Here is a 25,126-nt window from a genome sequence, read left to right on the forward strand (position 1 = left end):
AGCGATGCGCGTCTTGCTGGTCGATGATGAAGAACCGGGCCGCATCAACCTGCGCTACGCGCTGGCGCGGCATCCGCAGTGGCGGGTGGTGGCCGAATGCGCCAGCGCCGCCGCCGCGCGCGAGCTGCTGGCGCAGCAGGAAGTGGACCTGGTTTTCCTGGATGTGCAGATGCCGAGGGAATCGGGCATCGACCTGGCGCGCAGCTTGAGCGCGATGGCGGAACCGCCGCTGATCGTATTCGTCACCGCTTACAATGCCTACGCCATCGAGGCGTTCGAAGTGCACGCGATGGACTACCTGCTCAAGCCCTTCGACGATGCGCGGCTGGCGCAGACGCTGGAGCGCGCCGCCGCGATGCTGGCGCAGCGCCAGCTGGCGGGCTTCGCGCCGGCGCTGCGGGCCTATGTCGCCCCGCCTTCCGGCTACTGGCAGCAGGTCAGCGTGCGCTCGATCGGGCGCATCGAATGCATACGGCTGGAGGATGTGCAGTGGATGGAGGCGGACGGCAACTACGTAAAGCTGCACCTCGCCAGGCGCTGCGTGTTGTACCGCATTCCGCTCAGCCGCCTTGAGGAGCATCTCGATCCCGCGCGCTTCATTCGCGTACATCGCCGCGCCATCGTCGCGGCGGAGCAGTGCGCCACGCTGTCCGTGGTGGGCGACGGCAGCTATCTGCTGGCGCTGCGCTGCGGCGATAACGTCGCCGTCAGCGAGCGCCATGTGGAGCCGGTGCGCGCACGCCTGGCCGAAGCCTAGGCCTGGCGTGCAGCCTCGCGCTGCGGCGCCACGCGCGGCAGCAGCATGCGCACCGCCGTGCCCACGCCCGGCGCCGAGTCGATGGTGATGCGTCCACCCAGTACGCCGGTGACGATGTTGTAGACGATGTTCATTCCCAGCCCCGTGCCGCCCTGGCCCATCTTGGTCGTGAAGAAGGGATCGAACACGCGCCGCAGCACGTCCTCCGGCATGCCGGCGCCGTCGTCGCTGAACATCAGTTCCACGATATCGTCGTCGACCGTCTCCGCGCGCACAGTGATGGTGCCGCCTTTTTGATGCTCGAAAGCGTGGGTCAGTGCGTTGTTCACCAGATTGTTCAAGACCTGGTATAGCGCGCCGGGATAGGAATCGAAAATCAGGTGATCGGGGATCTGCATCACCACCTCGCATTCCGCCCGTCGCAGGCGCGGCATGTAGGTGGCCATGGTGTCGTGCACCGCCGAGAGCATGTCGAATTCTCGGCGCTGGTCGTTGGTCTGGTCGACGGCGATCTGCTTGAAGGATGAGATCAGCTCCGCCGCCTTGTGCAGCGAGCCTGATATCAGCTGGCTGGCCATGCGTACTTCCTCCAGATGCGCGGTCAGCTCCGAACGCCGCAGCGCGCCGGCCGCCACGTGCTTGTCGAATTCCACCACGCGGTCGCGCAGCGCGGTGGAGGCCAGCAGGCTGTTGCCGATCGGCGTATTGAGTTCGTGCGCGATGCCGGCCACCAGCGATCCGAGCGACGCCATCTTCTCCGCCGCCAGCAGTTCGTCCTGCGTACGCTGCAAGGTGTCCAGCGCGGCACTCAGGTCGGCGTTGGCGCGTTCCAACGCGGCCGAGCGGTCGCGCACGCGGGTCTCCAGCGATACGTTCAAGTCCTTCAGTTCGCGCTTGGCATTGAGTTCCTCGGTCAGGTCCAGCAGCGCCCAGATGATGGAGTCGTTGCCGTCCAAGGTCAGCGAGGACGACCAGATCGCCACGCTGCCCACGCTGCCGTCGGGCAGCAGCACGCCGGCGATGGCGCCGTGCACCGCGCCATCGGTCTGGTACATTTTCCAGATGCGGTCGCGCTCCAGCGTGCTGGCCCAGAACGGCACTTCGTCGCTGCGCTTGCCGATCAACTTGGCCGCGCCGGCGCCGAAGGTGTGCGTGACGGCGCGGTTGGCGGCGACGATGCGGCCGTCGCGGTCCGATACCGTCAACGGCAACGGCGCCATGTCGAACAGGGTCTTGAAGCGCGCCTCCGATTCCGACAGCCGCTTTTGCGACTGCTCCAGCTGGTCGATGCGTTCGCGCAGCGCCGCGCTCATGGCGTTGAGCGCGCGCGTGAAGACGGCGATTTCGTCGTCGCCTTCGACCGGCAGCGCCTTGCTGTAATCGCCCAGCGTCATCTGGTGCGACTGGCCGGTCAGCGCGCTGAGGCGCCGTCCGATGCCGTGGGTGAAGGCGTAGAACAGCACCACGCCCAGCGCCAGGCCGACCAGCGAGATCACGCCGCCCTGCAGCATCACCTCGTCGCGGGCCTGCTTCAAGTCCTTGGTGGTGAGGCCGAAATTGATCGAGCCGACGCGGTTATCGCGCAGCAGCAGCGGCGAGCGCGCGTGCAGCGTGCTGTCTTCGATGATGGTGCGTACGCCTTTGAAACTGGTGCCGCCGCCTTGCCGCAGGATCTCGGGCAAGGGCATGTCGCGCTTGCCGGCTTCGATGATGGGCTTTTCGTCCTGGTCGAGGATGACCAGGTAGCGCAGAAAACTGTCGTCGGGATCGGCCAGCATTTCGGCCAGATAGCCGGTCAGCTCGGGCAGGCGGCCGCGCGTGGCGTAGGGACTGAGGGAGAGATTAAGCGTGACCGCGTACTCTTGGGCGACGCGTTCGGCGTTGGTGCTGACGGCGTGGTTCATCAGGCGCAGGCTGTTCCAGATCAGCAGGCCAACCACCAGCGCCTGGATGACGGCGCTCAGCAGCAGAAATTTCGCGCGCAGCGATAGACTCAAAACGTGCTCTCCTCAGGGCATGGCCAGGAGAGCACGGGGCTACCTGGAAGTTAAGGCAGGGTCAGAATCACTTTGACGGTGTCGTCTACTGCCGACTTGTCAATATAACCGATCGCCTTCGGATCGGCAGCAACTGCTTTCTTCACCTCGGCGTTGTTCGGGTATTCCTTCGGTGGCGTGGCCTTGCCGGTAAACACCAGCTTGGACCACAGCGCCTTTACCTGTGCGGGATCCTTCTCCGCGACCTTCTGGTAGAAGTCGGCGCGGATGTGCGAGCCTTCGGCCTGGTCGACCGGCGTGAACAGGTTGGATTTACCCAGGAAGAATTGCGATGCCTGTTCCGAGAACATGCGCGTCGCCGGATTCTTCTGGCTGACGATAACAACGGTCTCCGCCGATGCGCCGGCCGCGGCCAGCGACGACAGCAGTGCAGCGATAATGATTTTTTTCATTGTGGACTCCCGAATTAGAAGACGAAGTCGACCGCTGCAGCGACGACGGTGACGTTGTTGTTGAAGCCAGGCTGCACGAAGATCAGCGAACCGGCTTTGGTCTTAGGCTTGACGCGGTCGACCTGTACTTTCAGGGCCATCGATTTGGCGAAGTCCCAACGCACGCCGATCAGGTCCGAGGTCTGTTCCGGCGACGGCAGCAGGCCGTAGACGGCCGCGCCCAGCGGGTTGTTCTTCGGCAGGGCGGCAGGCGGCGTGACCGAGCTGCCGGCGTCCTTGTAGGAAGCGTGTGCGTAGTAAGGCAGAACCTTGCCGACGCGGTAGCCGACCATGGTGTACCAGGCGTTGGTGTCCGGGATGTAGACGGCTTCCTTGGCGCGGCGCTGTGCGTATTCGGTCTGGACGACGATGTTGTTCCAGTCCATGGTGCCGCCGATCGAGGTGAAGGCGATCTTCTTGCCGGTGGTCAGACCGAGGTCGTTGGCCAGCTGGCCAAAGCCGAACTGGGTCAGCGAGGCGGTCAGGCTGTTGATCGGCGCCAGGTCGTTGATCTTCATGTCGGCGCGGGCGTGGCCGACGCGGACCAGGAAGGGACCGTATTCGCCGGTGAAGCTGATGCCGGCCGCTGGTGCGCGGTAGGTAGCGACCGAACCGGCGCCGGTAGGAACGAACAGCTTGCCGCGGCTGACGCCGACGAAGGCCTGGGTGGTGAAGTTGATGTCGCCGAAGGCGTGCTGGTAGTTGATGTCCGCGCCGTCGACGTTTTCGATCGGAGCCTGGCCGTACATTTCAATCGGAGGACGCATCATGGTGTTGGCGTAGCCAACGTTCTGGTAGTCCGAGATCAGGAAGGTCGGCAGCACCACGCGGCCGACGCGCACGCTGGTTTCGTCGTTGATGCGGGCTTTCAGGAAGGCCCAGGTCAGGTCGGTGGTGAAGGTCGGGCTGGTGTTCTTGCGGGTCAGGATCTGCGCGGTGCCGGACAGCCAGTCGTTGATCTTGTAGGTCGCTTGCAGGCCCAGGTTGGTGTCGAGGCCGATCTTGGCCTTGTCGGACACGCCTTCCGCCTGGTTGTAACGGGCGAATTGGGCTTGGTCGGTGTTGCTCTTGGCGACGCCCAGCGTGCCGAAGCCGCTGATGCTCAGGTTCTCGTCGCCCATGGTGCCTGCCTGTGCCTGCATGGCGGCGGTGGCGGCAAATACGGCAGCTACTAAAAGTTGCTTTTTCATGTGGTCTATTTCCTTAGATTTGTTGTCTGGTGTTTTACTGCTGCCGACGATCGTGTCGTCTGTTTTGTCTCGTGACATGCGGGGATGCGGCATTCGGGCTACACCATAAACTAATTTCCGTACGGCATGAAATTGTTTTTGAGAAATTGGAACGAACGTACTAAAATCTTGTCGTTTTTACGCTGAATTTAGTGATTTTCCCAACAAATTCATGGGGTTGTATGACATCCTTCTAGTGCCTTTTGAGCAAATTTGAGCTTAAAACATGCTTTGGGGAAAGTCGATGGGTTTGTGACTGTTGGTAGCTATGATGCGATGCGCCAATTTGGCCGTCAGGTATTACAATAGCGGCTCCCACTTTCCACTCACGAGAACACTCATATGGCCGTCAATTCCCCTCTGCCCGTCGCCTCCGCACTGAAGCCTGTAGCCGGCATCGAAATCGGCTTTGCCGAAGCCGGCATCAAAAAGCCGAACCGCAAGGACGTGCTGGTGATGAAAGTGGCGCCGACCGCCACCGTGTCCGGCGTGTTCACGCTGAACCGCTTCTGCGCCGCGCCGGTGCAGATCGCCAAGGCCCACCTGGCGGCGGCCAAGGAAAGCGGCAAGCCGATTGCCGCGCTGCTGATCAACACCGGCAACGCCAACGCCGGCACCGGCGAACTGGGTCTGTCGCTGGCCAATGAAACCTGCGCCGCGCTGGCCGCGCAGCTGGGCTGCGACGCCTCGCAGATCCTGCCGTTTTCCACCGGCGTGATCCTGGAGCCGCTGCCGGCCGCCAAAGTCATCGCCGGCCTGCCGCAAGCCGTGGCCGGCCTGAAGGCCGACAACTGGTACAACGCCGCCGAAGCCATCATGACCACCGACACGCAGCCGAAAGCCGGCTCGCGCACCGTCGTCATCGGCGGCCACACCGTCACCATGAGCGGCATCAGCAAGGGCGCCGGCATGATCAAGCCGAACATGGCGACCATGCTGGGCTACCTGGCCTTCGACGCCAAGGTGGCGCAGCCGGTGCTGGACGTGCTGGTCAAGCAGGTGGCCGACAAGTCGTTCAACTGCATCACCATCGACGGCGACACGTCGACCAACGATTCCTTCATGCTGATCGCCACCGGCGCCGGTACGCTGGAAATCACTTCGGTCGATACGCCTGAATACGCCCAACTGGCGGCCGCCGTTACCGAACTGTCGCTGTTCCTGGCGCAGGCCATCGTGCGCGACGGCGAAGGTGCGACCAAGTTCATCACCATCACCGTGGAAGACGGCGCCAGCGTGGAAGAGTGCCGCAAGATCGCCTACTCGATCGGCCACTCGCCGCTGGTCAAGACCGCGTTCTTCGCTTCCGACCCTAACCTGGGCCGCATCCTGGCCGCCATCGGCTACGCCGGCGTCGACGATCTCGATGTCAGCAAATTGAATCTGTACCTGGACGATGTGTGGGTCGCCAAGAACGGCGGCCGCAATCCGGACTACAAGGAAGAAGACGGCCAGCGCGTGATGAAGCAGAGCGAGATCCTGGTGCGCGTGAAGCTGGCGCGTGGCGCGGCTGCGGCCACCGTCTACACCTGCGACCTGTCGCACGACTACGTGAGCATCAACGCCGACTACCGTTCCTAAGATGGCGACGCCTCTCGAACAATTCCTGGTGCGCGCCGAGGCTTTGCTGGCGCGTGTGGAGGCGGTGCTGCCGCAGGCGCCGCGTGAGCCGGACTGGAAGCTGGGTTTCGCTTTCCGTTGGCGCAAGCGCAATGGCGGCGGCGCCAGTTATCTGCAAGCGGTGGCCCATGTGTCGCCGATCGCGCTGGACGACTTGCAGCACATCGGCCCGCAGAAGGAGCAGATCGAGCAGAACACCCGCCAGTTCGTGCAGGGCAAGCCGGCCAACAATGTGCTGCTGACCGGCGCGCGCGGCACGGGCAAGTCCTCGCTGATCAAGGCTTGCCTGAACCAGTTCGGCAAGGACGGCCTGCGCCTGATCGAGGTTGACAAGGCCGACCTGGCCGAGCTGCCCGATATCGTCGATATCGTGGCGGGCCGGCCGGAACGCTTCATCATCTTCTGCGACGACCTGTCGTTCGAGGAAGGCGAGAGCGGCTACAAGGCGCTGAAGGTGGCGCTGGACGGCAGCATCTCGGCGCAGTCGGACAATGTGCTGATCTACGCCACCTCCAACCGCCGCCACCTGATGCCGGAGCGTATGTCCGACAACATGAGCTACAAGCACGACGAGGATGGCGACCTGCATCCGGGCGAGACCGTGGAAGAGAAGATTTCGCTGTCCGAGCGCTTCGGCCTGTGGCTGACTTTTTATCCGTTCAAGCAGGACGACTACCTGGCCATCGTCGGCCACTGGCTGTCGTCGCTGGGTTGCAGCGAGGCGCAGATTGAAGCTTCGCGCGCCGATGCGCTGCGCTGGGCCTTGCAGCGCGGCTCGCGTTCGGGCCGCGTGGCCTGGCAGTTCGCCAAGGACTTCGCGGGGAAGCAGGCATGAGCGGCGCCGAAGTGAAGGTCAAGCCGGTCGATGTCTCGGTCGGCATCCTGATGAAGCCGAATGGCGATGTGCTGCTGGGCCAGCGTCCGGCCGGCAAGCCGTACGAAGGCTATTGGGAATTCCCCGGCGGTAAAGTCGATCCGGGCGAGACGGTGCTGGAGGCGCTCAAGCGCGAGTTCGTCGAAGAGCTGGGCCTGACCATCAACAGCGCCGAGGAATGGTGCGGCATCGAGCATGTGTACGAGCACGCGCACGTGCGGCTGCACTTCTTCATCAGCCGCGACTGGAGCGGCGAGCCGCAAAGCCTCGAAGGCCAGGCCTTCGCCTGGCAGGGCGCGGTCGGCGTCGAGCCGCTGCTGCCGGCCACCATTCCGCTGCTGGAGTGGCTGGACATGGTGCGTTACGGTACATGAACCAACTGAACACCTGGCGCATCGTCGCCGGCGTTGCGCTGGCCGGCTGCGCGGCGCTGGGCGCCTTGCTGCTGTGGCCCGCGCCGGCCGCACCGGCGTACGTGGCCGTGCTGTCGGCGCCTCAGGACAACGGCGCCGGCTGGGTGGTGCAGATCGCGCCGGACCGCCGGCTGACGCTGACGCCGCTGCACGGCACGCTGGTCGCCAATCGCAAGGCGCTGCAATTCTGGACTACGCCGGCGGGCGGCGCTTCGGTATCGCTGGGTTTGGTGGAGCAGGATCGCCAGGTGAAGCTGGCGCTGGACAAGCAATTGCCGCTGGCGGCGGACCAGATGTTTGAATTGACGCTGGAGCCGGCGCCCGGATCGCCGAGCGGCCAGCCGGCCGGACCGGTGCTGTACACCGGCGTCGCCGTCAGGACGAACTGACTACTCTTCGTCGTTCGGATCGATTGGAGGAGCTGCGGGGATGGCGTACTTTTCCTCGGCCCAGGCGCCGAGATCGATTTGTTTGCAGCGTTCCGAGCAGAACGGGCGGAATTTATTCTCTTCCTTCCACTCCACTTTGGCGGAGCAGGTAGGGCAGTCAACTACGGTGGCCATGATAATTCTTTAAAAGTTACAGAGGGTGAGCTCGAATGGTACATCATCTTCCAGCGGCTTGGGTTTCAGGTCCCCGCCCTGCGAGGTGAAACGCACCCACAACATATACTTGTTGGCCGAGATCTCCGGGATCGCGCCCAGCGATTCGTCCAGCGTCAAACGCAGCATCTGGTAGACCTTGCCCTGCAACATCTGCTGATAACTGCCGGCCACGGCGATCATCTTGACCGGGCCGCCGGAATCGCGCAGCAGGCGCAGCACCAGGCCCAGCGCGTCGAACAGCGGCGCCAGCGGCGCGAACCAGGTGGCGATGTCGTTGAAGCGCTGCTCGGCAGGACGCTTTTGCCACGCGTAGTAGGACGGCAGGTCGAACTCGCAGGCGCCGCCGGGAATGATGGTGCGGCCGCGTATGCTCATCAGCCACTCGTTGTCGCGCACGTTCTGGCCGGTCTTGCCCTGGGCCGCGACCAGCGCGCTGCTCACCCCGTCCAGCTCGGCCAGGATGGCGTCCAGTGTTTCCGCCTGGACGTTCGGGTTCATGCGGTAGCCCAGCAGCGATTGGCGCTGGCGTTCCAGTTCTTGCAACAGGTCGGATTTCAAGTCGGCGCGGCCGGCCACCTCAAGCATGTCGAAGATGGTCGCCAATGCGACGTGGTGCTGCATAGGGTGTTCTTGATGCACAAAGAACTTGAATTTCTCGTACAGATCCTCTAATCGCAACAACGTGCGGATGCGCTCGTTGAAAGGATATTCGTAGACAATCAAAATAACATCCCTCTGTAGGTGGACTTGCGATTAATTCCCGTGATTTTGAAGCAAGCCAAGCAAAATTACAAACGTTGCGAGAGTATTGTCACCGTTCTTTTCGAAATTACGACCGCATTTGCAAATATAAATCGTGCAGGCGGGCGATTTGGGGCTCCAAAGCCTCGATCCCGCCGCCGTTTTCGATAATGTCGTCTGCCGCGGCCAGGCGCTGCTGGCGGCTGGCCTGCGTCGCCATGATGGCGCGGACTTGCGTTTCCGGCAAATTGTTACGCGCCATGACGCGGGCAATTTGCACTTCTTCCGGGCAGTCTACCGCCAGCACGCGCGTCACGCGCGCACGCCAGGCGCCCGATTCGACCAGCAGCGGCACCGCGAACATCACATAGCTGCCGGTGGCCGCCTCGGCCGCGGCCAGCGCGGCGTCGCGGATGCGCGGGTGCAGGATGGCCTCCAGCCGGATCTTGGCGGCGGGGTCGGCAAACACCAGCGCGCGCATGCGGGCGCGGTCGAGCGCGCCGTCGGCGTCGGCGAACTCGGCGCCGAACTCGGCCACGATGGCCGGCATGGCCGCGCCGCCGGGCGCCGTCAGGCTGTGGGCGATCTGGTCGGTGTCGATTATGCTGGCGCCGCGCGCGGCGAACAGGTCGGCCACCGTGCTCTTGCCGCTGCCGATGCCGCCGGTCAGGCCGATGGAGAAGGGCAGTGTGCTGTTCATCGGGGCTTAGAAATAGGGATAGATGGTACGGGTAAAGGCCTTGATGGGCTCGCCGTACAGGAAGGCGATCAGGCCGGCCGCCGCCAGGTAGGGGCCGAACGGGATCTGGTACTCCAGGCCCTTGCGGTTGACGATCATCAGCACGATGCCGACCACCGAACCCACCAGCGACGACATCAGCACGATGGCCGGCAGCATCGCCCAGCCCATCCACGCGCCCAGCGCGGCCAGCAGCTTGAAGTCGCCGTAGCCCATGCCTTCGCGCCCGCGCACCAGTTTATACGCCCAATACACGCTCCACAGCGCCAGGTAGCCGGCCGCCGCGCCGATCACCGCCTCCTGCAGCGACACATAGGTGTGGTTGACGTTGAGCAGCAGCCCGGCCCAGATCAGCGGGTAGGTCAGGTCGTCCGGCAGCAGCTGGGTGTCGGCGTCGATGAAGGTCATGGCGATCAGCGAGTACAGGAAGAACAGGCCGCCCAGTCCTTGCCAGCCGCTGCCGTAATGCCAGACCACCGCCACCGTCAGCGCGCCGGTCAGCAGTTCGATGGCCGGGTAGCGCGGCGAGATCGGCGCCTTGCAGCTGCTGCATTTGCCGCGCAGGACCAGGTAGCTGAGCACCGGGATGTTTTCCAGCGCGCCGATCTGGTGATTGCAGTGCGGGCAGGCCGAGCGCGGCACGACCAGGTTGTAGCGCTCGGTGTGCGGTTCGTCCTTGCCGGCTTCGACGGCGCAGTAGTTGTCCGATTCGCGCTGCATCATTTTCGGCAGGCGGTGGATCACCACGTTCAGGAAGCTGCCGAACAGCAGGCCGAACAGGCCGGCGATCAGGCTGATGGCGAGGTCGCCGGCGGGCGCAAACAACAAGGTCGGTTCAAGCATGGCAGGTCGGGCCGGTAGATGATCACAGAGGCCCATATTAAAGCATTACAGCAACATTGCGGGACGGTTTTTCAGCGTGCGCGGCCGTCGTCAAGACCCTCCTTGGGGATATGGGAAGGCCGCGGAGAGTGTGGCAAGGTGGAGAACCTGCCATCTTTCGCCACCGAGTCCGCGATTGTCCTCTCTTACCCCGACCCCGCTGCTGTTGTTATCGGGCCTGTTGCTGGCGTGCCTGGCGCTGGGCGGCGTGCTGCTGGCCTGCCTGCGCGGCGCCGGGCGCCGCCACCAGCGCCGGCTGGCGCGGATGGCCGAGCGCGAGCAGGCCGCCTATGCCCTGCAGGATATGCTGCTGCAAAATATGCAGGGCATGGTACTGCGCTTCCAGGGCGTGAGCCACCGGCTGCCGGACGGCAGCGCCGAGCGCGCCACCATCGAAACCATACTCGACCAGGCCGACGAGACGCTGGCCGAGGGCCGCCAGCGCATCCTCGCGCTGCGCGTGCCGGCGGTTCGCGGCGACAACCTGAGTCAGGCGTTCGCGGCGCTGGGCCAGTCGCTGCAGCAGAGTTTCAATACCGGTTTCCACCTCATCGTCAGCGCCGCGCCGGTGCCGTTGAAGGCGGAACTGAGCGGGGAAATCTACCGCATTGTGCGCGAGGCGCTGTACAACGCCTTCCAGCACGCGGGCGCCGCGCAGATCGAGCTGGAGCTGGTGTATGGCTGCGAATTTTTCTCGCTGTATGTGCGCGACGACGGCAAGGGCATGGCCTTGCGGCCGCCGTCCGGCTACCGCGGCGTGGCGGCGATGCGCGCGCGCGCCGAACTGCTGGGCGGCGGCGTCGAGGTGCTGAGCCTGGAGGAGCAGGGGACCGAGGTGATCCTCAAAGTGCCCGCGCGGGTGTGCTACCAGCAACCGTGCCGCGCCGGCTGGCCGCGCCGGCTGGCGGCCTGGCTGGGACGCGCCGACGCGCCCGGTTGATGCCTAAACCACCGAACCGAGCTTGAAGATAGGCAGGTACATCGCCACCACCAGGCCGCCGATCAGCACGCCCAGGATGACCATGATGGCCGGTTCCATCAGGCTCGACAGCGAGGCGACGGCCTCGTCCACTTCCTCCTCGTAGAAGTCGGCCACCTTGCCCAGCATGGCGTCCAGCGAGCCGGACTCCTCGCCGATGGCGACCATCTGCGTCACCATGTTCGGGAACACGTCGGCGCTCTGCATGGCCACCGTCAGGCTGGTGCCGGTGCTGACCTCGTTCTGGATCTTGCGCGTGGCGTCCAGGTAGACGGCGTTGCCGGCCGCGCCGCCCACCGAATCGAGCGATTCCACCAGCGGCACGCCGGCGGCGAACATGGTGGCCAAGGTGCGGGTCCAGCGGGCGATGGTGGCTTTGCGTATGACGTCGCCGAACACCGGCAGGCGCAGCAGCAGGCGGTCCATGAAGCGCTGCATTTGCAGCGAGCGTTGCCACGCTCGGAAGAAGAAGTAGATGGCGCCGAAGATGCCGCCGAAAATCAGATACCACCAGGCCACGAAGAATTCCGACAGCGCCATCACGAACAGCGTCGGCGCCGGCAGGTTGGCGCCGAAGCTCTTGAACACTTCCTTGAACGCCGGCACCACCCAGATCATGATGACGGCCGTGACGATGAAAGCCACCGCGAGGATGGACACCGGGTACATCAGCGCCGACTTGATCTTGGCCTTCATGGCCAGCGTCTTTTCCTTGTAGATCGCCAGCCGTGTTAATAAGTCTTCCAGGATGCCGGCCTGTTCGCCGGCGCCCACCAGGTTGCAGAACAGCGGATCGAAGTACAGCGGGAACTTGCGGAACGCCTGGTTGAGGCTGGTGCCGGTCTCGATGTCGGCGCGCAAGTCCATCACCAGCTTGGACACCGAGGGATTGGAGTGGCCCTTGCCGACGATGTCGAACGATTGCAGCAGCGGCACGCCGGCCTTCATCATCGTCGCCAGCTGGCGCGTGAACAGCGAGATATCCTTGTCGGTGATCTTCTTGCCGCTGCGGTAGGCTTTTTTCTTAACCTTCGTCACCATGATGCCCTGGCGGCGCAGGGTCACGTTGACCACGGCCTCGCCGCCGGCGCGCAGCTCGCCGCGCACCGTCTTGCCGCTCTTGTCCTTGCCCTCCCAGGCGAAGATCGATTCCTTGACCTGGTTGCCCGCGTTGCCAGAAGTCGCCATGGGTTATGTCCTATTCGTTGGTACAGCCGAGCACTTCTTCAAGGCTGGTCAGGCCGTTCCTGACCTTCACCAGGCCGGACTGGCGCAGCGACTTCACGCCTTCCTCTTCCGATTTGGCGGCGATCTCCATCGAGTTGCCGTGCGCCAGGATGATGCTCTCGATGGCGGGGCTGATCGGCATGATCTGGTAGATGCCGACACGGCCCTTGTAGCCGCCGCCGTTGCAGCGTTCGCAACCGACCGGGCCGTAGGGCTTCCAGCTGCCGTCCAGCTCGTGCGCCTTGAAGCCGGCCTTGAGCAGCAACTCGTTGGAGATCTCCACCGGCTGCTTGCAGGTGCACAGCCGCCGCGCCAGCCGCTGCGCGGTGATCAGGATCACCGACGAGGCGATGTTGAACGGCGCCACGCCCATGTTCATCAAGCGCGTCAGCGTCGACGGCGCGTCGTTGGTGTGCAGCGTGGAGAACACCATGTGGCCGGTCTGCGCCGCCTTGATGGCGATGTCGGCCGTTTCCAGGTCGCGGATCTCGCCGACCATGATGATGTCCGGATCCTGGCGCAGGAAGGACTTCAGCGCCACCGGGAAGGTCAGGCCGGCGCGGTCGTTGACGTTGACCTGGTTCACGCCCGGCAGGTTGATCTCGGCCGGGTCTTCGGCGGTGGAAATGTTGATGCCCGGCTTGTTGATGACGTTGAGGCAGGTGTACAGCGACACCGTCTTGCCCGAGCCGGTCGGCCCCGTCACCAGCACCATGCCGTAGGGGCGCTGGATGGCGTCGAGCAGCAGCTCCTTCTGGTCGGGGTCGTAGCCGAGCGCGTCGATGCCCATCTGCGCCTGGGTGGCGTCGAGGATGCGCATCACGGTCTTCTCGCCGAACAAGGTCGGCAGGGTGGAGATGCGCAGGTCGATGGTCTTGGTCGGCGACACGATCAGGCGCATGCGGCCGTCCTGCGGGATGCGTTTTTCCGAGATGTCCAGCTTGGCCAGCACCTTGATGCGCGACACCAGTTTTTCCTTGATCGAGATCGGCGGCTGGGCATGCTCCATCAGCACGCCGTCGACGCGGAAGCGCACGCGGTAGAATTTTTCGAACGGTTCGAAGTGCAAGTCCGAGGCGCCCATGTTGACGGCGTCCATCAGCATCTTGTTCAGGAAGCGCACCACCGGCGCGTCCTCGACATCGTTGGCGCCGGGATCGGCGGCGGCGTCGGCGGCCGGGGCTTCCTCCTCGGCGAACTGGATGTCCGATTCGTCGCCGCCCAGGTCGTTGATGGCCTGCTCGCTGTCCTTGTTGAGCCGCGCCAGCAGTTGCAGCAGCGCGTCATGGGCGACGATGACCGGTTCGACCGTGGATTCGGTCTGGAACTTGATCTGGTCCAGCGCCTGGGTATTGGTCGGGTCGGAAATCGCCACCGACATCTTGTTGCCGCGCTTGGCCAGCGCGATCACGCGTTGCGCCTGCATCAGCTTGTTGTCGATGATCTTGGCCGGCAGCGCGTCGAGGTTGAGCGCCTGCACATCCATCATCGGATAGGCGAAGGTTTCGGCGCAGAACATGGCGAGCGCGCGGGCGTCGATGGCGCCGCTGGCCAGCAGCACGTCGATGAAGGCGTGCTTGTCGCTGACGGCTTTTTTTTGCAGCATGTCGGCCTGGGCCGCGGAGAGGCGGCCGGCTTGCATCAATGCCCTCGCCAGCCCCGGCATCGGGGCGCCTGGCGCGGCGTTCGGTAGGACTGCTGCCATAGATGCGTCTGCTGGATGGAGGGGGCTGGATCACGGAATGATGCTCTCAGGCATCATATTTGTAAAGCCGTTTGTCCTCCCACTGAAACGATTGTACTCCGCACTGTTGCGTTTGCCGCAGCAGTGCGCCGTTTAGTGGACGCGCTTGCCGGAGGGGCGTATCAATTTGACGACTTTGATCGCCTGGTCGTGCACCTGCACCACTTCGATGATGCAGTTGGCAACTTTGATGCTGATCGGCGCGTCTGGTATTTCCTGCAACAGCTCCAGCATCAGGCCGTTCAAGGTCTTGGGGCCGTCCAGCGGGAAGGCCAGGCCGAGGCGCTTGTTGATGTCGCGCAGCGCGGTCGCGCCTTCCAGCAGGCACTCGCCCTGTTCGGACCAGCCGAAGCTGTCGGCGCGGGCCGCGCCGGGCATCGATGTCGTAAACTCACCGATCATTTCCTCGATGATATCGTCCAGCGTGACCAGGCCCTGCACTTCGCCGTATTCATCGACGATGATGCCCAGGCGTTCCTTGTTCTCCTGGAAGTACTGGAGCTGGGTGAAGACGCCGGTGTCTTGCGGGATGAAGTAGGGCGTGGTCAGCAGCTCGCGGAAGTGCTCGACGGTCAGCTCGTCTTCCTGGTTCAGCAGGGCCACGGCCTTGCGCACGTGCAGGATGCCGATGATGCGGTTGATCTCGCCTTCGTAGACGGGCAGCTTGTTGTGGTAGCAGGTGGTCAGCTCGCGCTTGATTTCCTCGACCGTCAGTTCCAGGTTCAGCGCCTCGATCTGCGAGCGCGGCGTCATGATGTCCTCGACCGAGATGGTTTCCAGGTCGAACAGGTTGAGCAGGATGCTCTTGTGTTTTTGCGGGATGAAGTTGCCGCCTTCGAGCACGATGGAGCGCAGCTCTTCCGGCGACAGGCGGGCATCGTGGGCGTGGGCGCCGGCCTTGATGCGGAACAGCTTGAGCACCAGCGTGACGAACAGGTTGACGAACCAGATCACCGGCTTGGCCAGCGCCATCAGCGGTTTCAGCACCACGCTGGTGGGCAGGGCGATCTTTTCCGGGAAGGTGGCGCCGATGACCTTGGGTGAAATCTCGGCGAACACGATCAGCAGGAAGGCGACGACGCCGGTGGAGATGGTGATGACGTTGTCGTCATGGCCGAAGGACTGGATGGCGATGGCCGTCACGAGAGCGGTGGCCATGGCGTTGATCAGGGTGTTGGCGATCAGCACCAGCGACAGCAGCTTGTCGGTGCGGTCGAGCAGCCACAGGGTGGTGATGGCGCGGCGGCTGCCGCGCTTGGCCATATGGCGCAGGCGATAGCGATTGGCCGCCATCAGCGCGGTTTCGGCCATGGCGAAGAAGGCCGAGCACAGTATCAGGAGGGCGAGCGCAAGAAGTTGCGCCCAAAACGGCACGGTATCCAAGAGTCACCGTAAAGAATCTTGCATGGGAAACTGGTCGGCCTGATCACTGCACCGGCCCAGACGGCATGGCCCAAAACGCGGCCACAGAGCTTCGAATTCTAAGGCAAGCCCGCCTCCGATGCAAGTTTGCCTATCTTAGCTGGGGGTCAAGTCTGACATTCGGACACGAGCCCAGCCGTGGAGGCCGCCTAGGGCTGAGTTCGTGTCCAAATGTCAGACTTGACCCCAGGGTTTTTGCAGCATGATGGCGAGGGCGGCGGTGGGGGCGCCGTTTTCCTGGCGGGCCGTCAGCGGTTCGGCGGCTTGCACCCGGAAACCGGTGGCGGCGGCCAGGCGCTCGATGTACTGCTGCGTGTGGGCGTAGCGGTTCGATGGGCGCAGCGCGTAGTCGGCGCCTTCGCCCGCTTCCACCGAGAAGCAGAAGTGGCCGCCTTCACGCAGCGCGCGGTGCACGCCGGCGAACACCGGCGCCAGGTCGCCGATGTAGACGAAGACGTCGGCCGCCACCGCCAGGTCGCAGGAGTCTTGTTGGCCGTTCAGATAGGTGGTCAGGTCGGCGCAGGCCAGCTTGTCGTACAGGCCGCGTTCCGCCGCCTTGTCCAGCATCTGCTGCGACAGGTCGACGCCCGCCAGGCTGCGCGAGTATGGCCGCAGATACGGGCCGCACAGGCCGGTGCCGCAGCCCAGGTCCAGTGTATCCAGGCTATTTGCCAGCGTATCGGCGGCGATGGTGCGGCGTATCAGCCCGTCCAGATAGGACGGCGTCTGGTAGTCCAGCACTTCCACCAGATGCTGGTCGAAGTGATTGGCGTACTGGTCGAACAGCGAGCGCACGTATTCCTGCGGCAGCACGGCAGGCGTCTCGCCCGCGCCCACCGAGGCCAGCGCGAAGGCGATGGTTTCTGGATTGTCGCCATGCGCCAGCGCCGCGCGGTAGGCGGCCACGGCTTCCTCGTTGCGCTGCATCGAGCGTAGCGTGTTGCCGCGTGCGTAGTGGGCCAGCGCGTAGTCCGGCTTGAGCGCCAGCGCCTGGTCGTAGCTGTCCAGCGCCGCATCGAAGATCCCCAGCCGCTGCAAGGCCGCACCCTGGCCGTTGTAAGCCTCGGCCCATTGCGGCCGCAGATGGATGGCGCGGTCGAAGCTTTCCACCGCCTCCGGCAGGATGCGCAGGCAGTGCAGCGCATTGCCGCGTGCGAACCAGGCGTCGGCGTAGCGGTCTTTGATATGCAGGGCGTCTTCGGCCGCGCTCAGCGCGTCCAGATAGCGGCCCTGATCCTGCAGCGCGATGGCGCGGTTGCAGTGGGCTTCGGCATAGGAAGGCTGGATCGCCAGCGCGCGCTGATAACTGAGCAGCGCTTCGTCGAGCCGCCCAAGCCGGCGCAGCGCGTTGCCGCGATTGCTCCAGGCCATGGCGTAGTCGTCCTGCAGGGCGATGGCGCGTTCGTGGCTGGCCAGCGCTTCGTCGGCGCGGCCGGCGTCGAGCAGCGCCACGCCGAGATTGCAATGCGCCTTGGCTTGCGCGCCATCGACCTCGATGGCCTGCGAGATCAGTGCGATGGCCGTCTGTACGTCGCCTTGCTGGCGCGCGATCACGCCCAGCAGATGCAGCGCATCGAACTGGTGCGGTTCGAGTTCCAGCACCTGGCGGTACAAGGCCTGTGCGGGCTGAAGCCGTCCCTGCTGGTGCAGTTCGACGGCTTGTTGCAGAAAGGACGCGGTCAGCGCAGAAGTGGATTCGTTCATGGTGCGCGCATCTTAGCCGATGCGGCACCCGAACGGCTGAAAATCAGCTGCCGCGATAGGTCGAATACGCCCACGGCGAGACCACCAGCGGCACGTGGTAGTTCTGGTCGGCGCTGGCGATGCCGAAGGCCAGCGTCACCTCGTCGATGAAGCGCGGCTCGGGCAAGTCCACACCCTGCGCCGAGAAGTAGGCGCCGGCGCCGAATACCAGCTCGTACTTGCCCGGCTTCATGGTCGCGCCTTCCAGCAGCGGCACGGCGCAGCGGCCGTCGGCGTTGGTGACGTCGGTTTTCAGCAACTCGCGGCCCTGCGCGGTCACGGCGTACAAAGCCACCTTGACGCCGACGCCCGGTTTGCCGGCAGTGATATCGAGAACGTGTGTACTAAGCTTGCCCATGGTAAGTCCTATATCGGTAGGTAATAAGTATCTATTGGACAAATCATATACCGATGCCGTTCTACGCATATATGATTGCAGATATATTCCTCATAGACTAGCCAGCGCCATGACTACATACGACAACTATCCGCGCGACTTGATCGGCTACGGCCCGAAGCCGCCTCACGCCCAATGGCCCAACCGTGCCCGCGTGGCCCTGCAATTCGTCCTGAACTACGAAGAGGGCGGCGAAAACAATGTGCTGCACGGCGACGCCGGTTCCGAGACCTTCCTGTCCGAGATCATCGGCGCCGCGTCGTTCAGCAACCGACACATGAGCATGGAATCGATCTACGAGTACGGCTCGCGCGCCGGCCTGTGGCGATTGCTGCGCATGTTCGAGGAACGCAAGCTGCCGTTGACGGTCTTCGGCGTGGCGATGGCGCTCAAACGTCATCCGGAGGCGGTGGCCGCCTTCCAGGAACTGGGCCATGAAATCGCCTGCCACGGCCTACGCTGGATCACCTACCAGAACATGGACGAAGCCACCGAGCGCGCCCACATGAAGGAAGCGGTGCAGATCATCCGCGAGCTGACCGGCAGCGCGCCGCAGGGCTGGTACACCGGCCGCGATTCGCCGCAGACCAAGCGCCTGGTGGTGGAACACGGCGGCTTCCGCTACGACGCCGACAACTACAGCGATGATCTGCCGTTCTGGCAGAAGGTCGACTACACGGACGCCGAAGGTAATGCAGCCACCGCGCCGCAGCTGATCGTGCCGTACACGCTGGACACCAACGACATGCGCTTCGCCGCCGCGCAGGGCTTCAACTCCGGCACGCAGTTCTTCGATTACCTGAAGGACGCCTTCGATGTGTTGTACGCCGAGGGCGACCCGGCCGGCTTGAACCAGCCGAAGATGCTGTCGATCGGCCTGCACTGCCGCATCGTCGGCCGCCCGGCGCGCGCCGCCGCGCTGGCGCGCTTCCTCGATTACGTGCAAAAGCACGATAATGTGTGGATCACCCGCCGCATCGATATCGCCGAGCACTGGCGCAAAACCCATCCATACGCAGGCTGAGGTCACGATGTCCGAACCGATACGCTTTTACTACCGTGGCGCAGTACAGGAAATCTCCGGCGCCGCGCCTACGCGCACCGTGCTCCAGCACCTGCGCGAGGATCTGCATTGCACCGGCACCAAGGAAGGCTGCGCCGAAGGCGATTGCGGCGCTTGCACCGTGGTGGTCGGCAGCCTGAACGCCGCCGGCCAATTGGAGATGAAGGCCGTGAACTCCTGCATCCAGTTCGCGCCCACGCTGGACGGCAAGGCGCTGTTTACCGTGGAAGACCTGCAGCAGCCCGACGGCACGCTGCACCCGGTGCAGCAGGCGATGGTGGAATGCCACGGTTCGCAATGCGGCTTCTGTACACCGGGCTTTGTCATGTCCTTGTGGGGCATGTACCTCGACAAGGACGGCCAGCCCGCGCAGCGCAAGGAGATCGACGATTGCCTGTCCGGGAATCTGTGCCGCTGCACCGGCTACCGCCCCATCATCGACGCCGCACACCGCATGACGGAATTGCCGAGGGCCGGCTTCGACCGCGCCGCGCTGGCCGCACAGCTGCGCACCTTGCAGCGCGACGCCGGCAGCAGCTACACCGCGCACGGCCAGAGCTTCCACGCACCGCGCACGCTGGACGAACTGGTGTCGCTGCGCGCCGCCCATCCGAAAGCCACGCTGCTGTCGGGTTCCACCGACGTCGGCCTGTGGGTGACGAAGCAGATGCGCGACCTGGGCGACATTATTTACGTCGGCCACGTGAGCGCGCTGCAAACCTTGGTTGAAGCGGACGGCATGCTAAACATTGGTGCAGGCGTTACGCTCAACGATGCGTATCAAGCCTTGTGCCGCCTGTATCCGTCGCAATTGGGCGAGATGTGGCAGCGCTTCGCATCGCTGCCGATCCGTAACGCCGGCACGCTGGGCGGCAACGTCGCCAACGGTTCGCCGATCGGCGATTCGATGCCGTGGATGATCGCCGTCGGCAGCGAGGTGGTGCTGCGCGGTCCAGCCGGTGAGCGTGTCATGCCGCTGGAAGCGTTCTATCTCGATTATCAGAAAAAGGATATGCGTCCCGACGAATTCGTGGCTGCCGTGCGTGTGCCACTGCCGCGCGAGGGCGTGCAGTTCCGCACCTACAAGCTGGCCAAGCGCTTCGACCAGGATATCTCGGCCGTCTGCGCCGCATTCGCGTTCAAGCTCGATGGCGACGTGGTCGTGGATGCCCGCATCGCCTTCGGCGGCATGGCCGCCACGCCGCGCCGCGCACCGCGCGCGGAAGCCGCGTTGAACGGCCTGCGCTGGAACGAAGCCAATCTGCGCGTAGCGATGGACATGCTGGCGCAGGATTTCGCGCCGCTGTCGGATATGCGCGCCTCCAGCACCTACCGCATGCAAACGGCGCAGAATCTGCTGCGCCGCTTCTGGTTCGAAACCCGTGCCGACGCGCCGCTGGCGGCCGATGCCGTCAACGCCTTCGCCTGCCGCGCCTGAAAGGAGCCATCATGAATCAACCAGTCGCTCCCTCGTTGCTCGCCGCGCAGGCGTGGAAGGCGGTCGGCGTCGCCCGTCCGCACGAATCGGCCGAGCTGCACGTGCTCGGACAAGCCACCTACACCGACGACATCCCGGAACTACAAGGAACGCTGCACGCGGCGCTGGGTCTGTCGTCCAAGGCGCATGCGCGCATCAATGCGATGGACTTGACGCCGGTACGCAATGCGCCCGGCGTGGTGGCGGTCTACACCGCTGCGGATATCGTCGGCACCAACGATTGCGGCCCGATCATCCACGACGATCCTATCCTCAGTGCGGGCGAGGTGATGTATGTCGGCCAGCCGATTTTCATCGTCGTCGCGGACACGCACGACAACGCCCGCCGCGCCGCTCGCCGCGCAGTGGTCGCCTACGATGAACTGCCGGCCATCTTCACGCCGCAGGAGGCCAAGGCCGCGCAGTCGTATGTGCTGCCGCCGATGCAGCTCAAGCGCGGCGATTATCAGGCAGCGTTCGAAAACGCGCCCAACGTGGTCAAGGGCCAGCTGTTCGTCGGCGGCCAGGAGCAGTTCTATCTGGAAGGCCAGATCGCCTATGCGATCCCTAAGGAAGACCATGGCATGCTGGTGCAATGCTCGACCCAGCACCCAAGCGAGATGCAGCACGTGGTGGCCCATGCGCTGGGCGTGCATTCGCATAAAGTGCTGGTGGAGTGCCGCCGCATGGGTGGTGGTTTCGGCGGCAAGGAATCGCAGTCGGCTCTGTGGGCGGCGTCGGCCAGCATCGCTGCGGCCAAGCTGCGCCGTCCGGTCAAGCTGCGCGCCGACCGCGATGACGACATGCTCGTCACCGGCAAGCGCCACTGCTTCTTCTACGAGTACGAAGTCGGCTACGACGACAGCGGAAAAATCGTCGCCGCCAAGGTGGACATGACCTTGCGCGCCGGCTTCTCGGCCGACTTGTCCGGCCCCGTAGCGACGCGCGCGGTCTGCCACTTCGACAACGCCTACTACCTGTCGGACGTGGACATCCGCGCCGGCTGCGGCAAGACCAACACGCAGTCGAATACCGCCTTCCGTGGTTTCGGCGGCCCGCAGGGCGCGATTGCCATCGAATACATCATCGACGAAATCGCCCGCAACCTGGGCCGCGACGCGCTCGATATCCGTCGCCTGAATTTCTATGGCAAGACTGAACGCAACGTTACGCCGTATGGCCAGGAGATCGTCGACAACGTGATCGAGGCGCTGACGGCGGAGCTGGAGCAGACCAGCGAATACCGCGCGCGCCGCGCAGCCGTCGAAGCCTACAACGCCGCCAGTCCCGTGCTGAAGAAAGGACTGGCGCTGACGCCGCTGAAGTTCGGCATCGCCTTCAACGTCACCCACCTGAACCAGGCGGGCGCTCTGGTGCATGTATACGTCGACGGTTCGGTGCTGGTCAATCACGGCGGCACGGAGATGGGGCAGGGCATCAACACCAAGGTGATGCAGGTGGTGGCGCATGAACTGGGCCTGGACCTGGATCATGTGCGCGCCACCGCCACCGATACCAGCAAGGTCGCCAACACGTCGGCGACGGCCGCTTCCACCGGTGCGGACTTGAACGGCAAGGCGGCGCAAGATGCCGCGCGCCAGATCCGCGAACGCCTGACCGCCTTTGCCATCAAGCTGTATGGCGACGAGGATGGTGTGCCGGTGCAGTTCTTCGACAACGCCGTGCATGTGAATGGCCATGTGGTGCCGTTCCCTGAACTGGTGCAGAAGGCTTACCTGGCGCGGGTGCAGCTGTGGTCCGACGGCTTCTACGCCACGCCCGGACTGCATTGGGATCCGAAGACGATGAACGGCCATCCTTTCTCCTACTATGCTTATGGCGCCGCCGTTTCCGAAGTGGTGGTCGATACGCTGACCGGCGAATGGAAGCTGCTGCGCGCCGACGCCTTATACGACGCTGGCCGTTCGCTCAATCCCGCCATCGACCTGGGGCAGGTGGAGGGCGCGTTCATACAGGGCATGGGCTGGCTGACCACCGAGCAGCTGTGGTGGAACCCGGCCGGCAAGCTGATGACGCATGCGCCGTCGACGTACAAGATTCCCGGCGTGTCCGACTGCCCGGAAGACTTCCGCGTGCGGCTGTTCGACAACGGCAACGTCGAGGACAGCATCCATCGCTCCAAGGCGGTCGGCGAGCCGCCGCTGCTGCTGCCGTTCTCGGTGTTCTTTGCGATACGCGATGCGATTTCCAGCGTCGGCGGCCATCGCGTGAATCCGCCGCTGAACGCTCCGGCGACCAGCGAAGAGATACTGCGCGCGATCGCCGCTGTGGAATTCGCGGCGTGAGGATATCGACATGAACGAGTGGCTGACAACCGTGATGGCGGAACCGGCGGTGCTGGTGACGGTGGCGATCGTCGAGGGCTCCGGTCCTCGCGAGCCCGGCGCGCGCATGCTGGTCACGGCTGGCGGCCAGGTCGATACCATCGGCGGCGGACATTTGGAAATGTGCACGGTCGATGTCGGCCGCAGCATGCTGAAAAGCGCCGCCAGGACGGGCGAGGGCGTGCCTGCGCGGCTGGAGCGTTACGCACTCGGGCCGACGCTGGGGCAGTGCTGCGGCGGCGTGGTGCATCTCGCTTTCGAATTGATCGACGCATCGCTGGCCGATATCATGGCAAGCTTGCGCAAGCGCTGGCGTGAAGACAGCTGGCGTATCAGCGCCATCGATGGCACGCCCGTCTCGCTGCTGCTTGACGCCGATGGCGCCGTGGTCACGGGCGCCTCCGGCGATGCGGCGGCATTCGGCCCTGCATTCCCCGTCATCGACCACCAGCGCGGCACCCACATCCTGCGCGACACCGCCGGCCGTCGCTGGCTGGCCGATCCCTGCCTGGCGCCGCGCGCGCACCTGCTGCTGTTCGGCGCCGGCCATGTCGGCGCGGCCATCGTGCGCATCTTGGGCGAACTGCCTTGCACCGTGACGTGGATCGACGAACGCGAGGACATGTTCCCGCAATCGGTACCGGCCAACGTCGCAGTCGAAGCCACCGATACGCCGGAAGCCCTGGTGGCCGCCGCCCCCGCCGGGGCCAGCTATCTGGTCATGACCCACAGCCATGAGCTTGACCAGCGCCTGAGCGAAGCGATCCTGTCGCGCGCCGACGTCGGCTGGTTCGGCCTGATCGGATCGAAGACCAAGCGCGTGCAGTTCGAGCGGCGCATGGCCGCGCGCGGCCTGCCGCAAGAGCGCATAGCCGCCATGGTCTGCCCGATCGGTATCGCCGGCATCACAAACAAGCTGCCCGCCGCGATAGCCGCCTCCGTCTGCGCGCAATTGCTGATGGTGTGGGAAGCGCAGCAGATCGCCGCGCTCGACGACACCGTGCCGGTGCGCCTGGCCGCATCGCGTTAGAATCAGCATTCCTCTTCAGGACATCGTTATGCCTAACACTTTGCAAGCCTACCGCGGCAGCTTGCTGCACTTTCTCGCCGATCCGGCGTTCAGCGAGCAGTCGCATGTCTGGCATGAAGACGGCCTGCTGATCGTCGCCGACGGCAAGGTGCAGGCGGCCGGGGACTACGCCACGCTGCATGCGACGCTACCTCCCGGCGCCGAACTGCACGATTACAGCGGCAAGCTGCTGATGCCCGGCTTTATCGACACCCACGTGCACTACCCGCAGACCGACATGATCGCCTCGCCGGCGGAAGGCCTGCTGCCATGGCTGGAGACCTATACCTTCCCGACCGAGCGCCGGTTCGAAGACCTGGCCCACGCTGCCGGCGTGGCCGACTTCTTCCTCGACGAGCTGCTACGCTGCGGCACCACCACCGCCATGGTGTATTGCACCGTGCATCCGCAGTCGGTGGATGCCTTCTTCGCCGCCAGCGAGCAGCGCGGCCTGCGCATGGTGGCGGGCAAGGTGATGATGGACCGGAACTGCCCGGACTTCCTGCGCGATACCGCTGAATCCAGCGCCCGCGATACCGAGGCGCTGATCCAGCGCTGGCACAAACGCGGCCGCGCGCTGTACGCGATCACGCCGCGCTTCGCGCCGACGTCCACCGAAGCACAGCTGCAGCTGGCCGGCGAACTGGCACGCTCCTATCCCGATACCTACATCCAGACCCACGTCTCCGAAAACGAAGCCGAGTGCGCGTGGGTGCGCGAGCTGTTCCCCAACTCGCGCAGCTACATCGACGTCTACGACAGCTACGGCATGCTGCGGCCGCGCGCCATGTACGGCCACTGCATCTGGCTCAATGAGCAGGACCGCGTACGCATGGCCGAAACGCAGTCGGCCGCCGCCATTTGCCCGACCTCCAACCTGTTCCTCGGCAGCGGCCTGTTCGACTTCGAACGTGCCGACCGGGCGGGCGTGCTGCTGTCGCTGGCGACCGATGTGGGCGGCGGCACTTCGTTCTCGATGTTGCAAACGATGAATGAAGCCTATAAAGTAGCGCGACTGAAGGGCAGTTACCTGCCGGCCTTGCGGATGTTCTACCTGGCCACCCTGGGCGCCGCCCGCAGCATGCAGCTCGAAGGCACGATCGGCAATTTCGCCGTCGGCGCCGAGGCGGATTTCATCGTGCTCGATCCGCAGGCCACGCCGCTGCTTCAACGGCGCACCGCGCGCGGAGAGAGCCTGGAAGAGCTGCTGTTCGCGCTTGCGCTGCTGGGCGACGACCGTGCGGTGGCCGCGACCTGGTCGGCCGGCCGCCAGGTGCACGCCCGCGTAATGACTTAATCACATTGGAAGACT

23 protein-coding genes are annotated in these 25,126 nt (G+C 64.4%); 11 read left to right on the forward strand and 12 right to left on the reverse strand.

Annotation, left to right across the window (positions count from 1 at the left end; translation table 11 throughout):
- Positions 1-4 precede the first annotated feature (4 nt).
- Entirely contained in the window at positions 5-757 is a 753-nt protein-coding gene (locus tag DUGA2_RS03480) for a LytTR family DNA-binding domain-containing protein (protein ID WP_070267222.1), read from the forward strand.
- Here DUGA2_RS03480 and DUGA2_RS03485 read toward each other — a convergent pair.
- Genes DUGA2_RS03485 through DUGA2_RS03495 form a run of 3 tightly spaced genes read right to left on the reverse strand, consistent with a single transcriptional unit; the run spans position 754 to position 4,435 of the window.
- Positions 754-2,754, reverse strand: a complete 2,001-nt coding sequence (locus DUGA2_RS03485; protein WP_070267223.1) for an ATP-binding protein — start codon at positions 2,752-2,754, stop codon at positions 754-756. The two genes, DUGA2_RS03480 and DUGA2_RS03485, sit on opposite strands and share 4 nt — an antisense overlap.
- A gap of 50 nt (positions 2,755-2,804) precedes the next feature.
- Positions 2,805-3,206: a hypothetical protein gene (locus DUGA2_RS03490; protein WP_008445464.1), complete on the reverse strand. Its 402-nt coding sequence runs from the start codon at positions 3,204-3,206 to the stop codon at positions 2,805-2,807.
- Positions 3,207-3,220: 14 nt separating this feature from the next.
- Positions 3,221-4,435 (reverse strand): porin, encoded by a 1,215-nt coding sequence (locus DUGA2_RS03495; protein WP_070267224.1) that lies wholly within the window; start codon positions 4,433-4,435, stop codon positions 3,221-3,223.
- Between the two features lie 381 nt (positions 4,436-4,816).
- On the opposite strand from DUGA2_RS03495, the gene argJ reads away from it, so the two are divergent.
- The 4 genes from argJ to DUGA2_RS03515 are packed head-to-tail and all read left to right on the forward strand — an operon-like array spanning position 4,817 to position 7,770.
- Positions 4,817-6,055 (forward strand): bifunctional glutamate N-acetyltransferase/amino-acid acetyltransferase ArgJ, encoded by a 1,239-nt coding sequence (argJ, locus tag DUGA2_RS03500; protein WP_070267225.1) that lies wholly within the window; start codon positions 4,817-4,819, stop codon positions 6,053-6,055.
- 1 nt (position 6,056) lies between these two features.
- A complete protein-coding gene (locus DUGA2_RS03505) occupies positions 6,057-6,929 on the forward strand; it encodes an ATP-binding protein (protein WP_070267226.1) in 873 nt (290 codons plus the stop codon).
- Positions 6,926-7,342: an NUDIX domain-containing protein gene (locus DUGA2_RS03510; RefSeq protein WP_070267227.1), complete on the forward strand. Its 417-nt coding sequence runs from the start codon at positions 6,926-6,928 to the stop codon at positions 7,340-7,342. The genes DUGA2_RS03505 and DUGA2_RS03510 overlap by 4 nt, the downstream gene beginning before the upstream one ends.
- Positions 7,339-7,770 (forward strand): anti-sigma factor domain-containing protein, encoded by a 432-nt coding sequence (locus DUGA2_RS03515; protein ID WP_070267228.1) that lies wholly within the window; start codon positions 7,339-7,341, stop codon positions 7,768-7,770. The genes DUGA2_RS03510 and DUGA2_RS03515 overlap by 4 nt, the downstream gene beginning before the upstream one ends.
- Here the strand turns inward: DUGA2_RS03515 and yacG are convergent, their stop codons facing one another.
- The 4 genes from yacG to DUGA2_RS03530 form a co-directional block, all read right to left on the reverse strand.
- Complete coding sequence (gene yacG / locus DUGA2_RS32420) at positions 7,771-7,944, reverse strand: DNA gyrase inhibitor YacG (RefSeq protein WP_071658846.1); 174 nt, start codon at positions 7,942-7,944, stop codon at positions 7,771-7,773.
- 9 nt (positions 7,945-7,953) lie between these two features.
- Positions 7,954-8,709 carry a cell division protein ZapD gene (gene zapD, locus DUGA2_RS03520; protein WP_008445477.1) on the reverse strand — a complete coding sequence of 252 codons (756 nt, stop codon included), beginning with the start codon at positions 8,707-8,709 and terminating at the stop codon, positions 7,954-7,956.
- A gap of 106 nt (positions 8,710-8,815) precedes the next feature.
- The gene (gene coaE, locus DUGA2_RS03525; RefSeq protein WP_070267229.1) at positions 8,816-9,427 is read right to left on the reverse strand and encodes a dephospho-CoA kinase; all 612 of its coding nucleotides are present in this window, start codon (positions 9,425-9,427) and stop codon (positions 8,816-8,818) included.
- Between the two features lie 6 nt (positions 9,428-9,433).
- Entirely contained in the window at positions 9,434-10,309 is an 876-nt protein-coding gene (locus DUGA2_RS03530; RefSeq protein ID WP_070267230.1) for an A24 family peptidase, read from the reverse strand.
- A gap of 175 nt (positions 10,310-10,484) precedes the next feature.
- Here DUGA2_RS03530 and DUGA2_RS03535 point away from each other — a divergent pair, with 175 nt between their 5' ends.
- Positions 10,485-11,288, forward strand: coding sequence for a sensor histidine kinase (locus tag DUGA2_RS03535; protein WP_141753183.1), 804 nt, complete (start codon positions 10,485-10,487; stop codon positions 11,286-11,288).
- A gap of 3 nt (positions 11,289-11,291) precedes the next feature.
- On the opposite strand, the gene DUGA2_RS03540 is transcribed toward DUGA2_RS03535, so the two are convergent.
- The 5 genes from DUGA2_RS03540 to uraH all read right to left on the reverse strand — a co-directional run bounded on the left by DUGA2_RS03540 (position 11,292) and on the right by uraH (position 17,821).
- A complete protein-coding gene (locus DUGA2_RS03540) occupies positions 11,292-12,515 on the reverse strand; it encodes a type II secretion system F family protein (RefSeq protein ID WP_070267232.1) in 1,224 nt (407 codons plus the stop codon).
- Between the two features lie 10 nt (positions 12,516-12,525).
- Positions 12,526-14,259 carry a type IV-A pilus assembly ATPase PilB gene (pilB, locus tag DUGA2_RS03545; RefSeq protein ID WP_070267233.1) on the reverse strand — a complete coding sequence of 578 codons (1,734 nt, stop codon included), beginning with the start codon at positions 14,257-14,259 and terminating at the stop codon, positions 12,526-12,528.
- A 132-nt stretch (positions 14,260-14,391) separates the two neighbouring features.
- On the reverse strand, positions 14,392-15,681 hold the full coding sequence (locus DUGA2_RS03550; RefSeq protein WP_070267234.1) for an HlyC/CorC family transporter: 1,290 nt from the start codon (positions 15,679-15,681) through the stop codon (positions 14,392-14,394).
- 213 nt (positions 15,682-15,894) lie between these two features.
- Positions 15,895-17,424 carry a tetratricopeptide repeat protein gene (locus DUGA2_RS03555; protein ID WP_070267235.1) on the reverse strand — a complete coding sequence of 510 codons (1,530 nt, stop codon included), beginning with the start codon at positions 17,422-17,424 and terminating at the stop codon, positions 15,895-15,897.
- A 43-nt stretch (positions 17,425-17,467) separates the two neighbouring features.
- Positions 17,468-17,821, reverse strand: a complete 354-nt coding sequence (uraH, locus tag DUGA2_RS03560) for a hydroxyisourate hydrolase (protein WP_070267236.1) — start codon at positions 17,819-17,821, stop codon at positions 17,468-17,470.
- 109 nt (positions 17,822-17,930) lie between these two features.
- Between uraH and puuE the strand changes: the two genes are divergently transcribed.
- Genes puuE through guaD form a run of 5 tightly spaced genes read left to right on the forward strand, consistent with a single transcriptional unit; the run spans position 17,931 to position 25,111 of the window.
- The gene (gene puuE / locus DUGA2_RS03565) at positions 17,931-18,884 is read left to right on the forward strand and encodes an allantoinase PuuE (protein ID WP_070267237.1); all 954 of its coding nucleotides are present in this window, start codon (positions 17,931-17,933) and stop codon (positions 18,882-18,884) included.
- 7 nt (positions 18,885-18,891) lie between these two features.
- Entirely contained in the window at positions 18,892-20,361 is a 1,470-nt protein-coding gene (xdhA, locus tag DUGA2_RS03570) for a xanthine dehydrogenase small subunit (RefSeq protein WP_070267238.1), read from the forward strand.
- An 11-nt stretch (positions 20,362-20,372) separates the two neighbouring features.
- Positions 20,373-22,706 carry a xanthine dehydrogenase molybdopterin binding subunit gene (gene xdhB, locus DUGA2_RS03575; protein WP_070267239.1) on the forward strand — a complete coding sequence of 778 codons (2,334 nt, stop codon included), beginning with the start codon at positions 20,373-20,375 and terminating at the stop codon, positions 22,704-22,706.
- 10 nt (positions 22,707-22,716) lie between these two features.
- The gene (gene xdhC / locus DUGA2_RS03580) at positions 22,717-23,775 is read left to right on the forward strand and encodes a xanthine dehydrogenase accessory protein XdhC (protein ID WP_070267240.1); all 1,059 of its coding nucleotides are present in this window, start codon (positions 22,717-22,719) and stop codon (positions 23,773-23,775) included.
- A 28-nt stretch (positions 23,776-23,803) separates the two neighbouring features.
- Positions 23,804-25,111 carry a guanine deaminase gene (gene guaD, locus DUGA2_RS03585; RefSeq protein ID WP_070267241.1) on the forward strand — a complete coding sequence of 436 codons (1,308 nt, stop codon included), beginning with the start codon at positions 23,804-23,806 and terminating at the stop codon, positions 25,109-25,111.
- The last annotated feature ends 15 nt before the right edge of the window (positions 25,112-25,126 follow it).

The organism is Duganella sp. HH101, assembly GCF_001758795.1.
GTDB classification, from domain to species: Bacteria; Pseudomonadota; Gammaproteobacteria; order Burkholderiales; family Burkholderiaceae_D; genus Rugamonas; species Rugamonas rivuli.